Raw genomic sequence first — 17,945 nt, forward strand, 5'->3', positions numbered from 1 at the left:
CTTATTTCATTATCTGCAAGAAATAGTTCACCAAAGCTTCAACCAATTGTTTCACAATGGCATTTCTAGTTTCTTCATCAATACTTGGAACTTTTGCTTCCATCGGTTCAGAAGAACCAGTTTTTTGCTTTTTAAATTGGTCTTGTAACGCTTGAATTTGTTCTGCGCTTAGGTCTTGTTCGCACTGGCTTTCACCATCCCAATGCAAATAGTCGAGCTTTTGGTTGGGTTTAACTTGGCTAGCGGTTAATGGTAAGCGATAAACGTTACGTTTTTGCTGTTCTGTAAGCTGTGGAAATAAGTTAATACCAAGCTTTTCTTCTATATAACAAACACTCACTACCTTCACTTGCTGCGAGTTATTGTTAGGTGCGTAATAAGCCCCAATAGCGCCAGTTTTTGGCATATACACCGCTTTATAAACTGCGGTTGGTACAATCACACCCTGTCCAATCGTTTTGAGACGTTTACCCTCAAAAACAGGTCCTGTCACGACATATACATCTTGTTTTTGCTTGGTGACAATGGCACGAGTTGCTTCTTCAAGTTTACGCCAGACTTCTTGGTTATTTTTAGGCGCTTGCGGCACCATGTTGCTAAGCGAGAAACTATCAGACTGTGATTCTTTATTTGGCATATCGCCATTTGGTGCCATGTGCCCACGGTCATACCCTGAACCACGGTAGTCACTTAACAACGCCCGGTGCCTTTGAGGAACACGCGTTTCTTCATGGAAGTTATCTTCACGTTTAATTTTGACACTTAAACGTTCTGCATCTAAATGCTCGGCCGACCATAATGGTGTTTTAGAAATGCCAGAATAGAGGACATTAAAACCGTTAAAGCACAGCGGATAGCTGTCTTTTTTTAAGCTTTCTTTATTTAACGCAGGCGGAACTTCACGATAAAACTGGTTAAGACAAGTCGAGTTAGTACTTAAAGGCGAAAACCACTGCGAAATCTTTTCACTGCCGAAAGCAATTGCAAAGCTTCCGGCTGCAATACATGCAAGAATAATCTTGCCAAAATGCTCACTTAGAGAAAATGAATTTGTACCTTTACTACGTTTTTTACTTGCCATGTTTCTATCAATACCACTGTCCACACGCAGCTTAACAATCCTGCTTTTTTAAGTATATCGCTTATCTTTCAAATGGTTAAAACATGGTCATCTTTTTTGTAACTCTAATCGGTTTTACGTAACAGTCTGTTGGCATTATGAGAGCCTTTGGCTATTGAATTGCGCCAATTGCGTATCTTTCGTTGAAATGCACTTATGGCTTATGACATGGTTAGCTCCACAAATTTGGATAAAAATATAATCGGAGTCCATTTAATGATCCATTCAAAGATTATTGGTATTGGCGTAATCACAGGATTGTGTAGTATGGCTGCTTTGGCTGAACCAGCAGTCCAGCCAGGTGATACTTTAGAAAGCTTATCTAAAGTAAAAGTGACTACAACCGTCAACGGCCAACCAGGTTCTATTAGCGATTTGGTCAATAGCGGACAAGTACAGCAAGTTTCTGCTGCACCAACAAGCGCAGCGCCTACCGGTGCTCCTATTCCGGCAGATGTTCCACCAGCACCTCCAGCGGGCGGTGAAATGGCTCCTCCAGCTGCACCAACTGATGCAGTGCCACCTGCACCGAATCAAGCGGCTCCAGCGCCACAAGATCCGAACACTCCACCGCCAGCTGCTAACCCGAACCAATCAGCAGACCCAATGGCAAAAGATGGGGCGTTACCAGCAGATGCACCTATGCCACAAGCTCAATAATCCGAGCCATAAAAAAACCAAGACTTATGTCTTGGTTTTTTTATTACATCAAATTTTATATTTCGATTTGACTACCTAATTCAACAACGCGGTTAGTTGGAATTTGATAGAAATCACTGACCGGGCTGGTATTACGCTGCATTGAAATAAACAGCTTTTCTCTCCATGGCGACATGCCGTCACCCACAGAGTGAACAATACGATCACGCGAAATAAAGAAGCTGATATGCATCAAGTCATATTCAAGGCCTAATTGTTCATAGGCTTGCATCAATGCTTTCGGTACATTCATTTCATCTTTAAAACCGTAGAAAATTTTAATACGGAAGAAATGTTCAGCTAAGGTTTCTGTCGTAATACGCTCTTCAGGTGCAACAAACGGTACATCTTCAATCACTACAGTGACCAAGATATTACGCTGATGCAGTACTTTATTGTGCTTAATATTATGCAGCATGGCATGTGGCACAACATTTGGCGTACCCGTCATAAATACAGCATCGCCCGGCACCCAGTGCACACTATTACCAATACTTTTTACAAACAAATCGAGTGACAAAGTATCGTGTTCAAGCTTAGCAAAAGTAAGCTCACGGCCACGTTTCCATGTCATTAAAATGGTCACCGCAATCGCACCAATCAATAATGGCACCCAACCGCCAGACAAGATTTTAAGTGAAGTTGCACCGACCAATACCGACTCTAAAATAAAGAACGGAATAATCAGGAGAAGCACTTTTGGCAGGCTCCACTTCCACGCCGAGTAGATAAATACAGCAACCAAAATCGTGTCACAGAGCATGGTCAAAGTTACGGCCAAACCGTATGCACTTGCCAAGTTCGAGCTGGTTTTGAAGATTAAAATTAAGATAATAATTGCGATTAAGAGTAACCAGTTTAAGAAAGGTACATAAATCTGACCTTCTTCGGACTCAGACGTATGTTTAATACTTAAACGTGGTAAATAACCCAATTGAATCGCTTGGCGCGCAAGAGAAAACACCCCAGAAATTACGGCTTGAGAAGCAATGACTGTTGCCATGGTTGCCATAATAATCATTGGGTACAAGGCCCACTGCGGCACCAGTAAATAGAACGGGTTTTCAATTGCCGCTGGGTCTCTGAGTAATAATGCGCCCTGTCCTGCGTAGTTTAAAACCAAGCATGGCAATACCACAAAGAACCACGCCAGACGAATCGGAACTGGTCCGAAATGTCCCATATCGGCATATAGCGCTTCACCACCAGTCACTGTTAACACCACAGCACCCATCACAAAAAATGTCATGATCGGATGGTGATAGATAAACTGGATCGCCCAATGCGGACTAAACATGCCTAGTACCACAGGTGTTTGGATGACACTGTGAATACCCAAGATTCCTAAAGATAAGAACCACACAAGCGTAATTGGACCAAAAAACTTACCTACAAACGCCGTACCGTGCTTTTGCACCAAAAACAGCGTGACGATAATGGCAATTGCAATAGGCATAATGAACGGGTCAAACACATCGGTTGCAATAGACAACCCTTCGACCGCAGACAATACCGAAATGGCTGGGGTAATAATACCGTCACCAAAGAACAGTGATGCCCCAATAAAGCCTATCGCAATCATGTAGATTTTTTTGTTGTCGGCAATTTTCGCTTTACGCAAATTCAACGCGAGTAAGGCCATGATGCCGCCTTCGCCATTGTTGTCTGCACGCATCACGATTGCGACATACTTGATGCTAATAATCAGCATTAAGCACCAAAAAATAATGGATAAAATTCCTAATACGTTTGCAGGCTGAATTCCCAACCCATGCGCTGCATGGAAGGACTCTTTCAAGGCATAGAGCGGACTTGTTCCGATGTCTCCAAAGACCACTCCAAGAGCTGCCAAAGCCGTGGCAGGCAAGGTCGCTTTTTTGGCCGTATTTTGCATTGTGTAATTAAACCAATATGATTTTTAGCGCAATCTTATCACCTCTATTATTTTTTTTCTGTAAAGCTCGTCTTAAATCTTGGCAGGACTCGTTTTTTTAGTTACTATCGCACGCCTTGGTGAGGTGTCCGAGTGGCTGAAGGAGCACGCCTGGAAAGTGTGTATACGTTTACGCGTATCGAGGGTTCGAATCCCTCTCTCACCGCCAGAATTTTAAAAGACCTAAATCTTTTTGATTTAGGTCTTTTTATTTAACTTAAATAAAATCAACTTAATCAACGATAAGTAACTTCGCACCATTCAAGCTATAAGACTGATGTGGCTCCGAGTTATCCCCTACTTGATAACTCATGCCTGAAGTTAAAGTAAATGTTCTTCCATCTTTCAATCTACTTTCTAACTCACCTTCTAGGCAAAATAAAATATGTCCTTTTTCACACCAATGGTCTGCCAAGTAGTTTGAAGAGTACTCGACAAGTCTCACTCTAATCTTATTTGTTTCTTCACCAAAAAATTGCGTTTTCCAATAAGCTTTTCCTGTTTCACCGCTATATTCAGTGACTTCTATTTCTTCCCAATTTGTAATTTGAAATGGAAAAGGTGCGATATTCATAGTTTTTCCAAAGACGTATTATTGTGTTTTCAACTTATAGACAAAATTGGTTTTTGCAAACGATTTAAAAATAATTATTTATTAGCCCCCACTGCCCAGCTCAGTAACGAGCCAATTAGATTTTGGATCTTTTTTTACAACAGTTACAAACACGATATAGGTTCCCGCAGGGTTACCAGCAAGATCTGCATGTACTGTTTTTATCTTTATGGTAAGTGAAATCATTTTATAAAATTGTTGATAGTAATCAGGTCTATTTTTTGCCGAGTCGTAACGAACTTTTAGCACTTCTAGAACTTTTGAGTCTTTATAAATTTGGGGTATTTCAGCATTTCGAATATTTAAGTTCTCGCCTGACCAAACATATTTGTATGCTGTAGCTGAGTCTCCATTAGAAAGTGAATTAAAAAAGGAAATAGCAACTCGACTTGCCTGTTCTTTTTCAACGTTAGTCTTTTTCTCGTATGCCTCAAGGACTGCAAATAAAATTAATCCAGCAAGAAGAAATCCGATAGTTATAAAGATTCTAGGCTTTAGCATTTGGTTTCCTTGGGAGAATACGTTTGGACTTCACATTTCACCCGTTTCCATACCGCTCCATCTTTTAAATCCGCTTTTTGAAATTCATATAAGCCCATAAAACGGTACATAGCCCGACTACTCAAATTATCTTTAACTCTTGCAAAGACAATTCTTTTCTGTGGGCCATTTTTCCACTCTTCTAATTTTTTAAGTGTAATAGTTTCATCTGTCGACTTTTCAGTAATTGTTAAGCCATCAGGCGATATAGTATTTATCCAATCCTTATTTTCATAAAGTCTAGGAAACCAGATTAAGGTATCTTTTTCATATGGATGAAGTGCTCCACCTCTCTGATAATTTTTATAGTTATAACCAAAGCAATTACAGACATCTTTTGTTGTTTTTAATACTACATTGTCAGCTAGGCTGATGCGTCCTAAATCAATATAAGTTTGAGGGTTATATTCTGTTTCTATATTCCATTCTTTAAAAGTAGAAGCCTCTATTAGCTTATTCTTTGCAGTCTTAATTTCTTCTATAATTTTATCAATTTGTTGATGGATGCTCTCTAAATTTTGAGGTTGACCTTCCTGATTTTTAAAAACATTTACCCTAAAAATTTTATGTCCAGTAATACTAATAATATCTTCTTCTCTCATAGCGTCACTTTCTGTTTGAGAGATACTATAAAGAGGCTCATCTATTTGGTTGAGTGAATACTCCATTTTACTATTTCTTAAAAAGTGATGCCCTTCATCAACTTCAATATGAATACCAAGTTGAGGAAAATATAAATCAGTTAAAGCAATTTTCTTATTTGATAATCTAACAAACTGTTGAGTGACAAATTTTAAAGTAAAGTCGTTAAGTAAATGAATAATTCGACTAACTACATATGCTTCATAACGTTTATTTTTAGTCCGACCTAATTGTCGAATGACATAATCTGTTAAATCTGAACTGAACATAACTGAATTTTTAGTAATCTATAAGTAAAGCTGTAATTTTACTCCTCTAAATTTCCATTGTCGCTTAATTGAAAAAATAATAATTATTTAAATCATAAAGATATCTTACACTGAAACTATTTATTTGTAAGGAAAGACCCAAACCCTCATGTTTAGGCCTGTTCCTTTAAAACTTATTCAGACAATGCTAATAACTTCTGAACATACTGAACGGCACTGTTATCTATTTCTTGGTGAGTTGGAATAGCATCATCTGGTGAAGGGTTTGTGTCTAAACCATAAAATGCGTAAAGCGGTTGATAGACCGCCCCAACATATAAAGCGGTGAGTTCAAAAGAACTAAAAATCTGCTCTAACGAAAGCTTATATTCACCTTGCTCTGAATAAACTTTTTCTTGAGCACCTGCAGACACCGCCAACATAAATTTTTTATTTTTAAGCTTGTCACCTGTTGAACCATAAGCCCAACCATACGCCAAAACTTCATCAAGCCATTGTTTCAAAAGTGGCGGACAGTTAAACCAATACACTGGAAACTGAAAGACTAAATTTTCGTGTTCTTCTACAAGCGCTTGTTCTTTGGCAACATCAATTACGCCATCTGGGTAGGCTTGATAAATCTGGTGAACTGTAAATTGGTCGGGATATTTTTCTAACTCCTCTACCCATCTTTTATTAATTACAGACTGGTCTATGTGAGGATGTGCAACGATCACTAATGTCTTTTTCATTATAAAAACACTCTTATCGAAAAGTAGATAAATCGATTATAGAAGTGTGCTTTCCTAAATATAAGTACGGTAATTTTTGTTATATACTATACCAAAAGATAGTGTAGATTTTAAAAATGACTGACTGCCTTCCATCAAATACGCCATTAGAAGAAACAGGTTTTGGCTACACTCTTTCTTTAATTAATGGCAAATATAAGATGATCATCATGTATTGGCTGTATGGAAAAACCGTTATGCGTTTTAATGAGTTGCAGCGCTGTATTGGCAATATTTCATTTAGAACGCTGAGCAATACACTTAAAGAGTTAGAAAGAGACGAACTGATTATTCGTAAGGAATATCCTCAAATTCCACCAAAGGTTGAGTACCGTCTTTCTGAAAGAGGACAGTCTTTAATTCCTTTGCTAGATATGATGTGCCAATGGGGTGAGCAAAATAAGCCGTCTTAGTTTTATAGACTTGAAGTGATACTCAATATGAGAAATGAATTAAGAGAAATTTTTGTTAAGGGATGCGACGATAAAATTGAAAAGAAGGGAGACAATGTTGGTCTGTCTTTTTATGCTTTTTTTAAAAATAAGAATGATAACCCTGAGCTACTTATGGAAGCAGCCCATTGGTGGATTATGGAGCATAAGCTAGATCACTTCGAGAAGGCAGTTAAGATTAAAGAATTGGTTTTGATGGAAAGCTAAAAGATAGAGTTATTTGAACAGAGCTTTTCATAGTTTTTTGAGAGAAAATACTATTAAGCAAACTCAAATATATAAAATTTATTAGGAAGTTATGAACTGAAAATTCGAATTTACCTGCAAACACTTTATCTATACTAAAGGGTCGTTATGGAGCAAATGATTGTTATAAAAAAATTCTAAATAAAACATATATTTAAATTATTTTAAATATTAATTGATAATTGAAGGCTTATGATAGTATAGAAAAATTATCTACTAATTCTAAACAAACTATAAAAAAAGTATAAAAAAATAAAGACGGTAGAAAAATTCATTTGATATATCTTATGATATAAAGAATAATAACTTTATGGATAAATTATCCAAAATAATAAGGTTTCAGCATGATTATTGACTTCTCTATTGAAAATTTTCTATCTTTCAAAGAGCAACAAACTTTAAGTTTCGTTGCAGAGCCTCCGTATGATATTCATCCAGAGCATTTGTTAGATACGCCAGAGAAAGATCTAAAACTACTAAAAACTATTGTTATCTATGGAGCGAATGCTTCTGGTAAGTCAAACTTTCTATCTGCTATTCATTTCCTCAAACAGTTAATTCTTAATTCAGCTGAAAATAAGCCTGATGAAAAATTCGATCTCATTCCTTTCCTTTTAGATAAAGAATTAAAGAATTCTGCTACTAGTTTTGATATTAACTTCTTTTGCAATGAGATTAGATATAATTATAGTTTAGTACTAGATAAATCTCAAGTATTCCATGAACATCTTAATTACTACCCAAAAAAATATAAAAAAAATATTTTCAGCAGAGATTTAAATAATTTAGGTGAGTATGAATATAGTATTGGAACAGATCTAAAACCTAAAAGAATTTATGAAGATACAGCATTAAAAACTTTACCTAATGTCCTTTTTCTTTCTAAGATGGTTCAGGAAAATAGTCAATTTTTAAAACCTATTTATGACTGGTTTTCAAACACCCTCTCTGAACAATTTTCTTTAGAAGACACAGCTAAAAGTATTCATTCAGATGAGAACTTTAAAAAAAGGTTTCTTAAATTCTTAGAGAATCAGGATATTGATATTGTTGATATTAATGTCGACAAAGGATCCCTCGCTGAACAAATTATCAAAAATAATAATTTTACGCCTGAAGTTCAGGAAAAAATCTTAGAAGATTTAAAAAATCGTTATTATTATGATATTAAAACTTATCATAGAAACTCCGATAATGAGCTAGAACCTTTTGATTTAGAATTAGAATCCCAAGGTACTCGTAAACTTTTCGCGCTTTCCTCTTTGCTACTAAATAATTATAAAAAATTTGAGAAAACATTTTATGTTGATGAACTAAGTTCAGCTTTACATCCGCTTTTAGTAAAGAATTTTTTAAAGGAATTTAATCATACTACATTTAATCAATTAATTTGTGTAACACATGATACACATCTTATTAATCAAGAATGCTTAAGAAAAGATCAAATTTATTTTGTTGAAAAAGATAAATCACAAGTTTCTTCTTTATATTCTCTGCTAGAATTCAATCCAAGAAATGATAGAGAAAACTGGGAGTTAAGATACTTATCAGGAAGATATGGGGCCACTCCTTTCTTCGGATAAGTTGAGAATTTAGTATGGGCAGTGATGATATAGCTAAGAAAAGAATAGCTGCGAATCGAGAAAGACGTAATCTTCAGAAAACAAACCGAAAAATACGTAATGTTGGTAATCGTACTCTAATTCCTAATATTCTGATTTTAACGGAGGGATACTCAGAAGATATATATTTTAAAGAACTAATTCGTATTCTTAGTTTAAATACTGTTAAATCGAGGAAAAGTATTAGTACTGATTGCAATGGAATATTAGGTGAAGCAGAAAGTGAAGCTTTAAAAAGCAATGAAACTGATAATGAGTTAAATTATATTTTTTGTATTTTTGATTTAGATACAGTAAAAAATCGTACTCATTTAGATTATCTAGCAAGAATGAATTCTAATTTCACAAGAATTATTCCTATTTATTCTTTTCCATGTATAGAAATCTGGTTTCTTTTACATTTTGAATGCACTACTCGTCCATTTAATTCGCAAGGAAAAAAATCTATTGGTGAAGTAATTAAAGATTATTTTCAAAGTACTTATGCACCAGATTATACAGAAACTAATAAAAATGTCATTGAAAGTTTGGTTCCTGACTATGAACGGGCTATATACAACTCAATTCGACTGTGCAATCAACAATCTAAAGTAAACTCAATTAATCCAATTACCAATATGCATGCTTTAATAACTTTGCTAAAAAATATTTCTGAAAGATCTCAGAATTATGTATATGAAGATGTCTATCAATCTTTCATTCAAGAAAATATTTAATATATGGAAATAAATTAAAATTTACCCCAGAATAGACTTTTTAAATATTTTATATTTTTATTATATTAAAAGGCTTTTAAAGGCTCAAACCTTATTGGTTTAAGCCTCCCTCCCCCATCAAACCCGACTTAGAAAATAATCAATTAAATATTCCCTTTCATCAGTTTGATTTGAGCCTAAAAGCTGCACCATCGCCCCATCGACCACAAACAAGAACATATGCGCATCTTCAACTGTAGCGGCAGGTTTTACAGTTAAAAGTAGTTTATGAATTTCCTGAATAAGCCAGTTTCGATAATCAATAACCACTTTATAAGCCGACGGATAATGCTTTTCTATTTCAAAAATTGCTTTAAAAGGTAAACGATAAAGCCCATCTGAGTCAGCATGTAAAAAGAAAATTCTCTTGAGTTTATCGAACACCATCAGTTCACGGTACGAATAGATCGTGGAAAATACCTCTTCTTTTAAAGCGTCTGTTTGAAAAGTTAAGCTCATCTGGATGAGTCTTTCTTTTGAATGGAAGTAGTTGTAAAAGGTGGCTTTGGGAATTTGGGAGTCGGCAATAATTCGGTCTACCCCTACCTTATGAAACCCGTATTGGTTAAATAAATTTTTTGCCGTGTGGAGCACTCGCAATGCTCTAAATGAAGCTTCTAAATTTTTCATGTATATCGCTTAAAATAATTTTTTGTTGTAAATAAAAGAGATAGAAATGCCGTCGCTCTTAAATTGAGCGCTAAAAACAGGCACGCAAAAGCCGCACAAAAATGGTGTGCTCGCCTATCTCGGGTTTTATTGTTGCTATGATTTTTTAGTCGTAATGACCTATGGCTTAAAACCTAGAGTCGGTTAAACCGTTTTAAAGACCAGTTGGGTATAGAGTCAAAGATTTTGGCGAAGGTTGCCAATGAGAGAGATGAAATAGTACGCATAATGGCGAACTCCTTGTGTATTAAAGAAGAACTACCACGATTACTGCTAAATAATGGTGGCAGAACGAAGGGGGTTAGCAGACTGGTACACAAGGACCCAGCACGCGCAAGCGCGTCCCCCTCCGTCCTACCATAGAAAAAAGGGGGACGTAAGGATCCAGTACTGAAAAGCAAGCTTTTAGTACTCTTGTGTAAAAGGGTCTGCTAAAACCCACTGGCAATGTGACCAGCAGGCAAAGGATAATCCGCGTGTTTTGGAGTGTCAATGTGATATTGGCTATTCATTTATAAAGATTATTTTTATTTTTCATTAGCCTAGTGATTTAAGAATATATTTTCTTAAAGTTTAGTTTTTCTGGTCACTTCATTGTTAATTTATCGTTCATTTTCAAACCGCTTAAATGAACAGATTGATCGCGCTATAAATAAAAGCTACAGTAAATAAAGTTTGAATTTTATAACTTTAAATAAATTGATAATGCATGCAGGCAAAAACATGGAAACCATACATGATTTTTATCGCCGCTTTTCTTTAACCAGAGATAGCGATTACTCGGTTCCATCGACTTCGTTTGGACATTTTAACGTGTTCCAACGCGATGCCTGCTCGTTTCTCACACCTTATAGCCGCCGCGATTATTATAAAATTTCACTGGTTTTAGGCACAGGTGAACTTCACTATGCCAACCGCTGGATACGAGTCGACCGCCCTGCTTTACTGTTTTCAAACCCAATGGTGCCCTATGCATGGGAAATTAATTCGCCCGAACAGGCAGGCTGGTTTTGTCTATTTACCGAAGAGTTTGTAAACCAAGAATCGCGACAAAGCTTTTTAAAAGACTCGCCCCTATTTAAAGTCGACGGCGACCCGCTATATTTTTTAAACGACCCACAGGTTGAAGAAATTTCATTTATTTTCAAAAAGATGATGAATGAAATAAATTCAGACTACATTCATAAATACAACGTTTTAAGAAATTATTTGCATCTGATTGTGCATGAAGCCATGAAAATGCAACCGACCCAACAGTTTGAAAAACATAGTAATGCTTCGGTACGCATTTGCCATTTGTTCTTTGAATTATTAGAGCGCCAGTTCCCAATCGACTCGCCACATTTTCAGCTTAAACTCAAAACTGCAAATGACTTTGCCTATGGCTTGTCTGTGCATGTCAACCATTTAAACCGAGCTGTAAAAGAAGCCACAGGTAAAACTACGTCTGAGCATATTAGCTCGCGCATTACGCAAGAAGCCAAAGCGCTGCTACAACACACCAGTTGGAACATTTCCGAAATTGCCTATAGCTTAGGCTTTGAATATTCAGCATATTTCACCAATTTCTTTAAGAAAAATACCGGTTTTTCGCCTAAAAAATTCCGCGAAGACTGTGTGGCCTAAAAACAGATTGTTTGAATTTTATAATTATTGGTTTGAATGTTATACGTCAGTTTGAGCCAAAGCATTTTATAGTTTTTCTACTCAAGTGATTTTGCAAAAAGAGTGTGAAAAATGAAATATAGAACTTTAGGACAAACAGGCGAAAAAGTATCAGCACTTGGTTTAGGTTGCATGGGAATGAGCTTTGCCTATGGTGCCTCAGACGACACACAAAGCATTGCAACTCTAGAAAAGGCCTTAGACTTCGGTATTAACTTTTGGGACACCGCCGACATGTACGGCAACGGCGCAAATGAAGTTTTGCTTTCAAAAGTTTTAGAAAAACACCGCGACAAAGTGTTTTTGGCGACCAAATTTGGCTTTCGCTATAAAGAAGACAACCTTAACCCACAAAACTCTTTAGAGTCTTATATCGACGGTTCTCCAGAGTGGATTAAAGTCGCGGTCGAAAACAGCTTAAGACGCTTAAATACAGACGTGATTGATTTGTATTATGCGCACCGCATAGACCCAAATGTTCCAGTTGAAGATACCATTGGCGCAATGGCTGACTTGGTCAAACAAGGTAAAGTGCGTTATTTAGGGCTGAGTGAAGCGTCGGCTGAAACTATTCGTAAAGCACATGCGATTCACCCGATTGCAGCGGTTCAACATGAATATTCGCTACTTACCCGTGAGTTTGAGCAAACCCATTTGCAAACCATTCGTGAGTTAGGCATTAGCCTTGTGCCTTATTCACCTTTATCGCGTGGTTTAATTACCAATACGCTTGATGTAAATAACTTAGACGAAAATGATTTCCGTCGCCAGTTACCACGCTACCAAGGCGATAACTGGAAAAATAACCAAAGCTTGGCGCAAGCATTTAGCGAGTTTGCTCAAAGCAAAAATGCGACAGCAGCTCAACTGGCTTTGGCTTGGATTTTGGCGCAAGGTGATGACATTATTCCAATTCCGGGTACGCGTAAAATCGAGCGACTTGTTGAAAATGCTGGCGCTGTAGACCTTCATTTAACAGCGGCAGATTTGGCAGAAATCGACGCGATTATTGCGAGATACCCAAACATGGGCGCACGCTATAACGCTCAGCAACTTGCTGCGGTGAACCACTAAAATCTAAGCTATAAAAAAGTCCGACTCAGTGTCGGACTTTTTGGTTTAGTCTTTGCTATATGTGCCTTGCTGGCGTCCACCTTCCCAGATTGCATCTAAGGATTTATCTGAAATCGTTAGGCTTTCAGGGAAAATACTTAAATCCTTTTTAAATTTAGCCTCTGGTTTTAAGCCAATACAGTCTCCATTTTTCCACCATGTGCCTTCGGCATATTGGTCTAAAGCACCCACAGCAAGCATCCATTGAAACTTGCCATCTGGCTGAAGTAAAAGCTCTGAACCGACTTCCATCACACCATGTAAATAATAGTGCCCACTCCAAGCCTGATCGGCCTTTTGGAATTTCACTTCCTTACAGGTACTAGTCGGCTCTGCATAAATGTGAGCAGAAAAAATAGCCGTTGAAAAAAGTAGTAAAGGTGCAAATATATTTTTCATTATTGTGTTCCTATATGTTTAATCTTATTTTCCAGACTCAACTTTTAAATATGTTCCATCGGCATAAACGTTATGTCCAAAGCCACACCCCGACTCACCTTCGCTTTGTTTAACCTGAATATAATTTCCTAATTTCGCATTGGTTCTAAAATCGAGCTGAATACGGCAGTCTTGATCTTTATAAATAGTTTGCTTGGCATTGGTCGGCATTGTCGTGCCAAACTCACCCATATTTGGGCCGTAAATTAAGCTTCGTAAGCCCATATAAACGCCCGAATAGCCAATGGTATATTGACCCTGTTTACGACTTACCGTGATGTGATCCCACTCACCAAAACCTGAGTAACGGACGTATTCACCCGACAAATCATTTGATGCTTTAGGGGCTGGTAACTGCTTAAGGTTAAATTGACTAGATTTGGATTTTTCATCGAGCATAAACCATGCTCTTGCCCAAAGTGGTTGACCCAATTTGGCACAGGCTAAGCCCACGTTATTGTTGGCAACTTCAATATCACGGTCGGTAAATTTAACTGTGGTTTCGTCTGCATTGGCCTTACAAAATGCAGTCCAAGAGGCTTGGTTCTGGAAATTTTCGAGCGCTTTTTTATATTGTTTTTGATCGTAGAATTTCTTACCTAAGCTCGCGTATTGCTTCACTTTATTACAGCCTTGCTGTAATTCTTGTTCATAAGAAAACTCTGCATGAGTTACCGTTAAAGCTGAAAGTGTAAGAACCGCGCAGCCTGTAATAATTGATTTAATCATTTTTAAAATTCTTTAATAATTAACTAATTATATAATATGAGTTGGCGCTATAAATCACAATTCTCTGAAACAAAAGTCTCTTAGAAGAGTTTATGTTTTTATAAAACTGGTTAAATCAATACAGAATAAATCATGGAAGATGTTAAGCGTTAACTGGTTATTTTAATTGAATATTCAACCAAAAAATAATGTAGACTGCATGCGTAAAAATTAGGAAGAATTATAAGAGTGAATAATTTAATTATTGGAACCCTATTTGCACTGTGTGCAGCGGCTTTAAATGCATCTATTGGCGTCATTAGTAAATTACTCATGCACAGTGGTTTAAACCCGCAAGACATTGCCTTTTTAAAAACCATTATCGCCTTTTTCTTTTTAAGTGTGTTTTTATTTAAAGTGCCTGTCAGCCAAAAGATTGCATTTATTAGCAGCACGCCAAGTAAACTCAGCGTTTTTGCTCAAATTGCTATCTGTGCTTTTTTAGGTATTTTCTCGCTATTCTTTTTTGAGACCATTGCTTATAACCACGGTGCTGCGGCCCATGTGGTGGTGGTACTCATGGCTTCGGCTGCCATCTCTGCCCTATTTTTTGGGAGGTTCATTTTAAAAGAAAGCATCTACATTCATTCGCTTATTGGAACATTATTGGCGGTTGCTGGGATTAGCATTATTTCGTGGAAAGGGGAAAATAGCCTTTTAATGCTGATCAACGCTTCTATTGCCGGTACGGGTTATGGCTTATTTTCGGTTTTAGTGAAAAAGTTCAAATTAAACGGCGGCCTGTTTCTGACTAAATACTTACTACTGTTTGGTAGTGTTTATCTTGCAGTTCCGTTTTTAATAAACTTGCATAGCATTACTTTTAATAGTGACATCATTTTAGGTTTGATTGGTTTAGCTGTTCTACCAACCATACTCGGCTTTTTCTGTACCACTAAAGCGTTGTCTTATATGAGTGCCGCAAAGGTACAAGTGACCGAGCTTTCAGAACCTATTTTTGCAGCGCTTATGGCTTGGGTTTTCATTCATGAACAGCCGACTTTATCGTTTTTATATGGCGCGATTTTTATTATTTCAGGCATCTTTTTAATGAACAGAGCGCCGAAATCAAACTAGCTGATTTCATTTATTTCGTTGGCGTGGTGACAAGCCACTTGCACCACACTGGCAAAGTTAATCGCCATCTGTGAAGGGGCATGTTTTTTATAGGCAAGCCCTAAACCCACCGTAGGTACAGGCGCTTTCAAAGAGCGATAAGCCACACCTTGTATTTGCAATTGTTTGGTCGACTCGGGAACCAAAGACACCCCTAAGTTTGCAGACACCAACGATAAAATTGACACAATTTGCGGGGCATTTTGTCCAATTTTCGGTTCAAAGCCACGCTCATGACAGGCCTGTTTAATCGCATCAAAAAGCCCTGCACTCACTGAAGGTGGCGAGACAATAAAATCAAGCTCTCGCAGCGCAGTTAAATCAATTTCTTGTGATACATCGTCTAGATTAAAAGACTCGGAAGGTAAGGCAGCAATGAGCGGCTCAGCTAATAATTCTTGAAGTATAAGACTGTCCGGCATATTGCGTGGCGAACGAATAATTGCGACATCTAAACGGTCTTCAAGTAATAAATCGATGAGTAGTAAGGTATTGGCTTCTTCAAGCTTTAAATTTACTTTCGGGTATTGCTGCTGGAAATAGCGAACGCATTTAGGAATTAAAGGGTTCAACATTGAAGTACCTGTAAAGCCTAACCGTAATTGACCCACTTCGCCATTTGCCACTTGTTTAACAAGGTTTGCTGCATCTTCTACACGCTGCTGTACTGGCTGAATTGCATTTAAAAAGGCAAGCCCAGCTTCGGTCAGCTCCACCCCATGAGGCGAACGAATAAATAAATCTGCACCGAGTTCTTCTTCTAAGTCTCGTATTTGCATGCTTAAAGGCGGCTGACTCATGTTTAAGCGCTGCGCAGCTTTGGTAAAGTTTTTTTCTTCTGCTACTGCCAAAAAGTAGCGTATATGCCTGAGTTCCATTGTTATATATAAAACATATCGTGTCCCATTATTAAATATATTAGAAAAATACCTTCTAAATTGCTAATTTTAATTTATCGAATTTTCTCGATTCAGCATGCCTTTAGGCACTGCTCTTTTTTCTGTCATGGTCATGATATGAACTCTTCATCTACACCCAGTACCTTAAACACTGAGGCAACGTCTGTTCTTTCCCGTGAGTGGATTCACAAAGGGACTAAAGCCTATAAACATGCAGGATTTGCTTTATTTCTGGTTGGCTTTGCTAGCTTCTCACTGATTTACTGTGTACAGCCGCTGTTGCCTGCATTTAGCCAAAGCTTCCAGATTAGCCCTGCGAGTAGCTCTTTAGCACTGTCTTTAACCACTGCATTTTTAGCGATTTCAATTGTGCTATCGAGTGCCTTTTCACAAGCGATTGGCCGTCGCGGTGTGATTTTTACATCAATGCTGTGTGCAGCAATTTTAAATATTGTCTCGATGTTTACACCGAACTGGCACAGTTTACTCATAGCGCGTGCGTTAGAAGGTTTACTGCTTGGTGGCGTACCCGCAGTGACTATGGCTTGGATTGCCGAAGAAATTGCACCTGAACACCTCGGTAAAACCATGGGTTTATATATTGCAGGGACAGCCTTTGGTGGCATGATGGGCCGTGTCGGTATGGGTATTTTGGTTGAATATTTTTCATGGCGCACCGCCTTAGGCCTACTTGGAGCAATCTGTTTTATTTGCTCAATTGCATTTTTAAAATTACTTCCCGTATCGCGTAATTTTGTGCAGAAAAAAGGGCTGAATTTAGGCTTTCACATACAAATGTGGCGTGCTCATTTAAGCAATACTAAATTATTACGCCTTTTTGCGATTGGTTTCTTGCTTACCAGTGTTTTTGTCACCTTATTTAACTATGCGACCTTCCGCTTAAGCGGCGCACCTTATTCACTCAGTCAGACACAAATTAGCCTTATTTTCTTGTCGTATAGCTTTGGTATGGTGTCTTCATCGTTGGCAGGTAGCTTAGCCGATCGCTTCGGCAAGAAAACCATGATGATGAGTGGCTTTGCGCTTATGATCTTGGGTAGTCTCATGACCCTGCTCAGCTCTCTTTTCGGTATTATTATTGGCATCGCATTTATTACCACAGGCTTCTTCATTACCCACTCACTTACGAGTAGTTCTGTGGGTGCCGAAAGTAAACAAGCGAAAGCTCATGCTAGTTCGCTGTACTTACTGTTTTACTATATGGGTTCAAGTATTGTCGGCTCGGCGGGCGGTTGGTTCTGGTTACACGGTGGCTGGAGTGCGATTGTCGGTTTAACCGTGTTCTTGTCTTTAATTGGAATATTTTTAGCGATTTATACATCACATGCCAAAGCGCATTAATGTAGTAAAACCTTAACTTTTTTAGGCTAAACTCAATGAGCATTTAAAAATCATAAGAAAAAATTTAAATGCTCATTTTTTGGCTTGTATTTTTTTTAAGAAACTGTAAAATTCACTCCACATCGCCGGCATAGCTCAGTTGGTAGAGCAACTGACTTGTAATCAGTAGGTCCACAGTTCGAATCCGTGTGCCGGCACCATCATTAAACCTCATGAATATTTGATTTATGGGGTTTTTTGTTGTCTGTAGGTTT

General features: G+C 37.6%; 19 protein-coding genes and 2 tRNA genes. 11 read left to right on the top strand and 10 right to left on the bottom strand.

Features of this window, described 5'->3' with window-relative positions; translation table 11 throughout:
* Position 1: 1 nt before the first annotated feature.
* Positions 2–1,081 (bottom strand): DNA/RNA non-specific endonuclease, encoded by a 1,080-nt coding sequence (locus GO593_RS05055; RefSeq protein ID WP_000157130.1) that lies wholly within the window; start codon positions 1,079–1,081, stop codon positions 2–4.
* Between the two features lie 255 nt (positions 1,082–1,336).
* Between GO593_RS05055 and GO593_RS05060 the strand changes: the two genes are divergently transcribed.
* A complete protein-coding gene (locus GO593_RS05060; protein ID WP_000581860.1) occupies positions 1,337–1,780 on the top strand; it encodes a hypothetical protein in 444 nt (147 codons plus the stop codon).
* Positions 1,781–1,835: 55 nt separating this feature from the next.
* Here the strand turns inward: GO593_RS05060 and GO593_RS05065 are convergent, their stop codons facing one another.
* Positions 1,836–3,713: a potassium transporter Kup gene (locus GO593_RS05065; RefSeq protein ID WP_001181658.1), complete on the bottom strand. Its 1,878-nt coding sequence runs from the start codon at positions 3,711–3,713 to the stop codon at positions 1,836–1,838.
* A gap of 118 nt (positions 3,714–3,831) precedes the next feature.
* Between GO593_RS05065 and GO593_RS05070 the strand changes: the two genes are divergently transcribed.
* Positions 3,832–3,921, top strand: a tRNA-Ser gene (locus tag GO593_RS05070).
* 63 nt (positions 3,922–3,984) lie between these two features.
* Here the strand turns inward: GO593_RS05070 and GO593_RS05075 are convergent.
* The 4 genes from GO593_RS05075 to GO593_RS05090 all read right to left on the bottom strand — a co-directional run bounded on the left by GO593_RS05075 (position 3,985) and on the right by GO593_RS05090 (position 6,547).
* Complete coding sequence (locus GO593_RS05075) at positions 3,985–4,326, bottom strand: DHCW motif cupin fold protein (RefSeq protein WP_001017483.1); 342 nt, start codon at positions 4,324–4,326, stop codon at positions 3,985–3,987.
* A gap of 81 nt (positions 4,327–4,407) precedes the next feature.
* Positions 4,408–4,866, bottom strand: coding sequence for a hypothetical protein (locus tag GO593_RS05080; protein ID WP_000917503.1), 459 nt, complete (start codon positions 4,864–4,866; stop codon positions 4,408–4,410).
* A complete protein-coding gene (locus tag GO593_RS05085) occupies positions 4,860–5,816 on the bottom strand; it encodes an AbaSI family restriction endonuclease (RefSeq protein WP_000492966.1) in 957 nt (318 codons plus the stop codon). Before GO593_RS05085 ends, GO593_RS05080 begins: the two co-directional genes overlap by 7 nt.
* Positions 5,817–5,989: 173 nt before the next feature.
* Complete coding sequence (locus GO593_RS05090; protein ID WP_000753356.1) at positions 5,990–6,547, bottom strand: NAD(P)H-dependent oxidoreductase; 558 nt, start codon at positions 6,545–6,547, stop codon at positions 5,990–5,992.
* Positions 6,548–6,663: 116 nt separating this feature from the next.
* Between GO593_RS05090 and GO593_RS05095 the strand changes: the two genes are divergently transcribed.
* The 4 genes from GO593_RS05095 to GO593_RS05110 all read left to right on the top strand — a co-directional run bounded on the left by GO593_RS05095 (position 6,664) and on the right by GO593_RS05110 (position 9,622).
* Positions 6,664–6,999, top strand: a complete 336-nt coding sequence (locus GO593_RS05095) for a winged helix-turn-helix transcriptional regulator (protein ID WP_000128771.1) — start codon at positions 6,664–6,666, stop codon at positions 6,997–6,999.
* A 27-nt stretch (positions 7,000–7,026) separates the two neighbouring features.
* Positions 7,027–7,245 carry a DUF6500 family protein gene (locus GO593_RS05100; RefSeq protein WP_001243392.1) on the top strand — a complete coding sequence of 73 codons (219 nt, stop codon included), beginning with the start codon at positions 7,027–7,029 and terminating at the stop codon, positions 7,243–7,245.
* Positions 7,246–7,628: 383 nt separating this feature from the next.
* The gene (locus GO593_RS05105) at positions 7,629–8,867 is read left to right on the top strand and encodes an AAA family ATPase (protein ID WP_000582594.1); all 1,239 of its coding nucleotides are present in this window, start codon (positions 7,629–7,631) and stop codon (positions 8,865–8,867) included.
* Between the two features lie 14 nt (positions 8,868–8,881).
* Entirely contained in the window at positions 8,882–9,622 is a 741-nt protein-coding gene (locus GO593_RS05110; RefSeq protein ID WP_000534315.1) for an RloB family protein, read from the top strand.
* Positions 9,623–9,739: 117 nt separating this feature from the next.
* Here GO593_RS05110 and GO593_RS05115 read toward each other — a convergent pair whose 3' ends face one another.
* Entirely contained in the window at positions 9,740–10,291 is a 552-nt protein-coding gene (locus GO593_RS05115) for a TetR/AcrR family transcriptional regulator (RefSeq protein WP_000792722.1), read from the bottom strand.
* Between the two features lie 762 nt (positions 10,292–11,053).
* Between GO593_RS05115 and GO593_RS05120 the strand changes: the two genes are divergently transcribed.
* Positions 11,054–11,956: a helix-turn-helix domain-containing protein gene (locus GO593_RS05120; RefSeq protein WP_005143485.1), complete on the top strand. Its 903-nt coding sequence runs from the start codon at positions 11,054–11,056 to the stop codon at positions 11,954–11,956.
* A 111-nt stretch (positions 11,957–12,067) separates the two neighbouring features.
* On the top strand, positions 12,068–13,069 hold the full coding sequence (locus GO593_RS05125) for an aldo/keto reductase (protein ID WP_000877463.1): 1,002 nt from the start codon (positions 12,068–12,070) through the stop codon (positions 13,067–13,069).
* Between the two features lie 45 nt (positions 13,070–13,114).
* On the opposite strand, the gene GO593_RS05130 is transcribed toward GO593_RS05125, so the two are convergent.
* Positions 13,115–13,507, bottom strand: coding sequence for a hypothetical protein (locus GO593_RS05130; RefSeq protein ID WP_000789137.1), 393 nt, complete (start codon positions 13,505–13,507; stop codon positions 13,115–13,117).
* Between the two features lie 24 nt (positions 13,508–13,531).
* A complete protein-coding gene (locus GO593_RS05135) occupies positions 13,532–14,275 on the bottom strand; it encodes a hypothetical protein (protein ID WP_000597385.1) in 744 nt (247 codons plus the stop codon).
* Between the two features lie 228 nt (positions 14,276–14,503).
* On the opposite strand from GO593_RS05135, the gene GO593_RS05140 reads away from it, so the two are divergent.
* A complete protein-coding gene (locus tag GO593_RS05140) occupies positions 14,504–15,391 on the top strand; it encodes a DMT family transporter (protein ID WP_001061065.1) in 888 nt (295 codons plus the stop codon).
* Here GO593_RS05140 and sxtR read toward each other — a convergent pair.
* The gene (gene sxtR, locus GO593_RS05145) at positions 15,388–16,308 is read right to left on the bottom strand and encodes a multidrug efflux pump transcriptional activator SxtR (protein WP_000423156.1); all 921 of its coding nucleotides are present in this window, start codon (positions 16,306–16,308) and stop codon (positions 15,388–15,390) included. The two genes, GO593_RS05140 and sxtR, sit on opposite strands and share 4 nt — an antisense overlap.
* Positions 16,309–16,446: 138 nt before the next feature.
* On the opposite strand from sxtR, the gene sxtP reads away from it, so the two are divergent.
* Both sxtP and GO593_RS05155 read left to right on the top strand, forming a co-directional pair.
* A complete protein-coding gene (gene sxtP / locus GO593_RS05150; RefSeq protein WP_001089015.1) occupies positions 16,447–17,691 on the top strand; it encodes a multidrug efflux MFS transporter SxtP in 1,245 nt (414 codons plus the stop codon).
* A 124-nt stretch (positions 17,692–17,815) separates the two neighbouring features.
* Positions 17,816–17,891: transfer RNA gene (locus GO593_RS05155), tRNA-Thr, on the top strand.
* Positions 17,892–17,945: the final 54 nt, after the last annotated feature.

The organism is Acinetobacter baumannii, from assembly GCF_009759685.1.
GTDB classification, from domain to species: domain Bacteria; phylum Pseudomonadota; class Gammaproteobacteria; order Pseudomonadales; family Moraxellaceae; genus Acinetobacter; species Acinetobacter baumannii.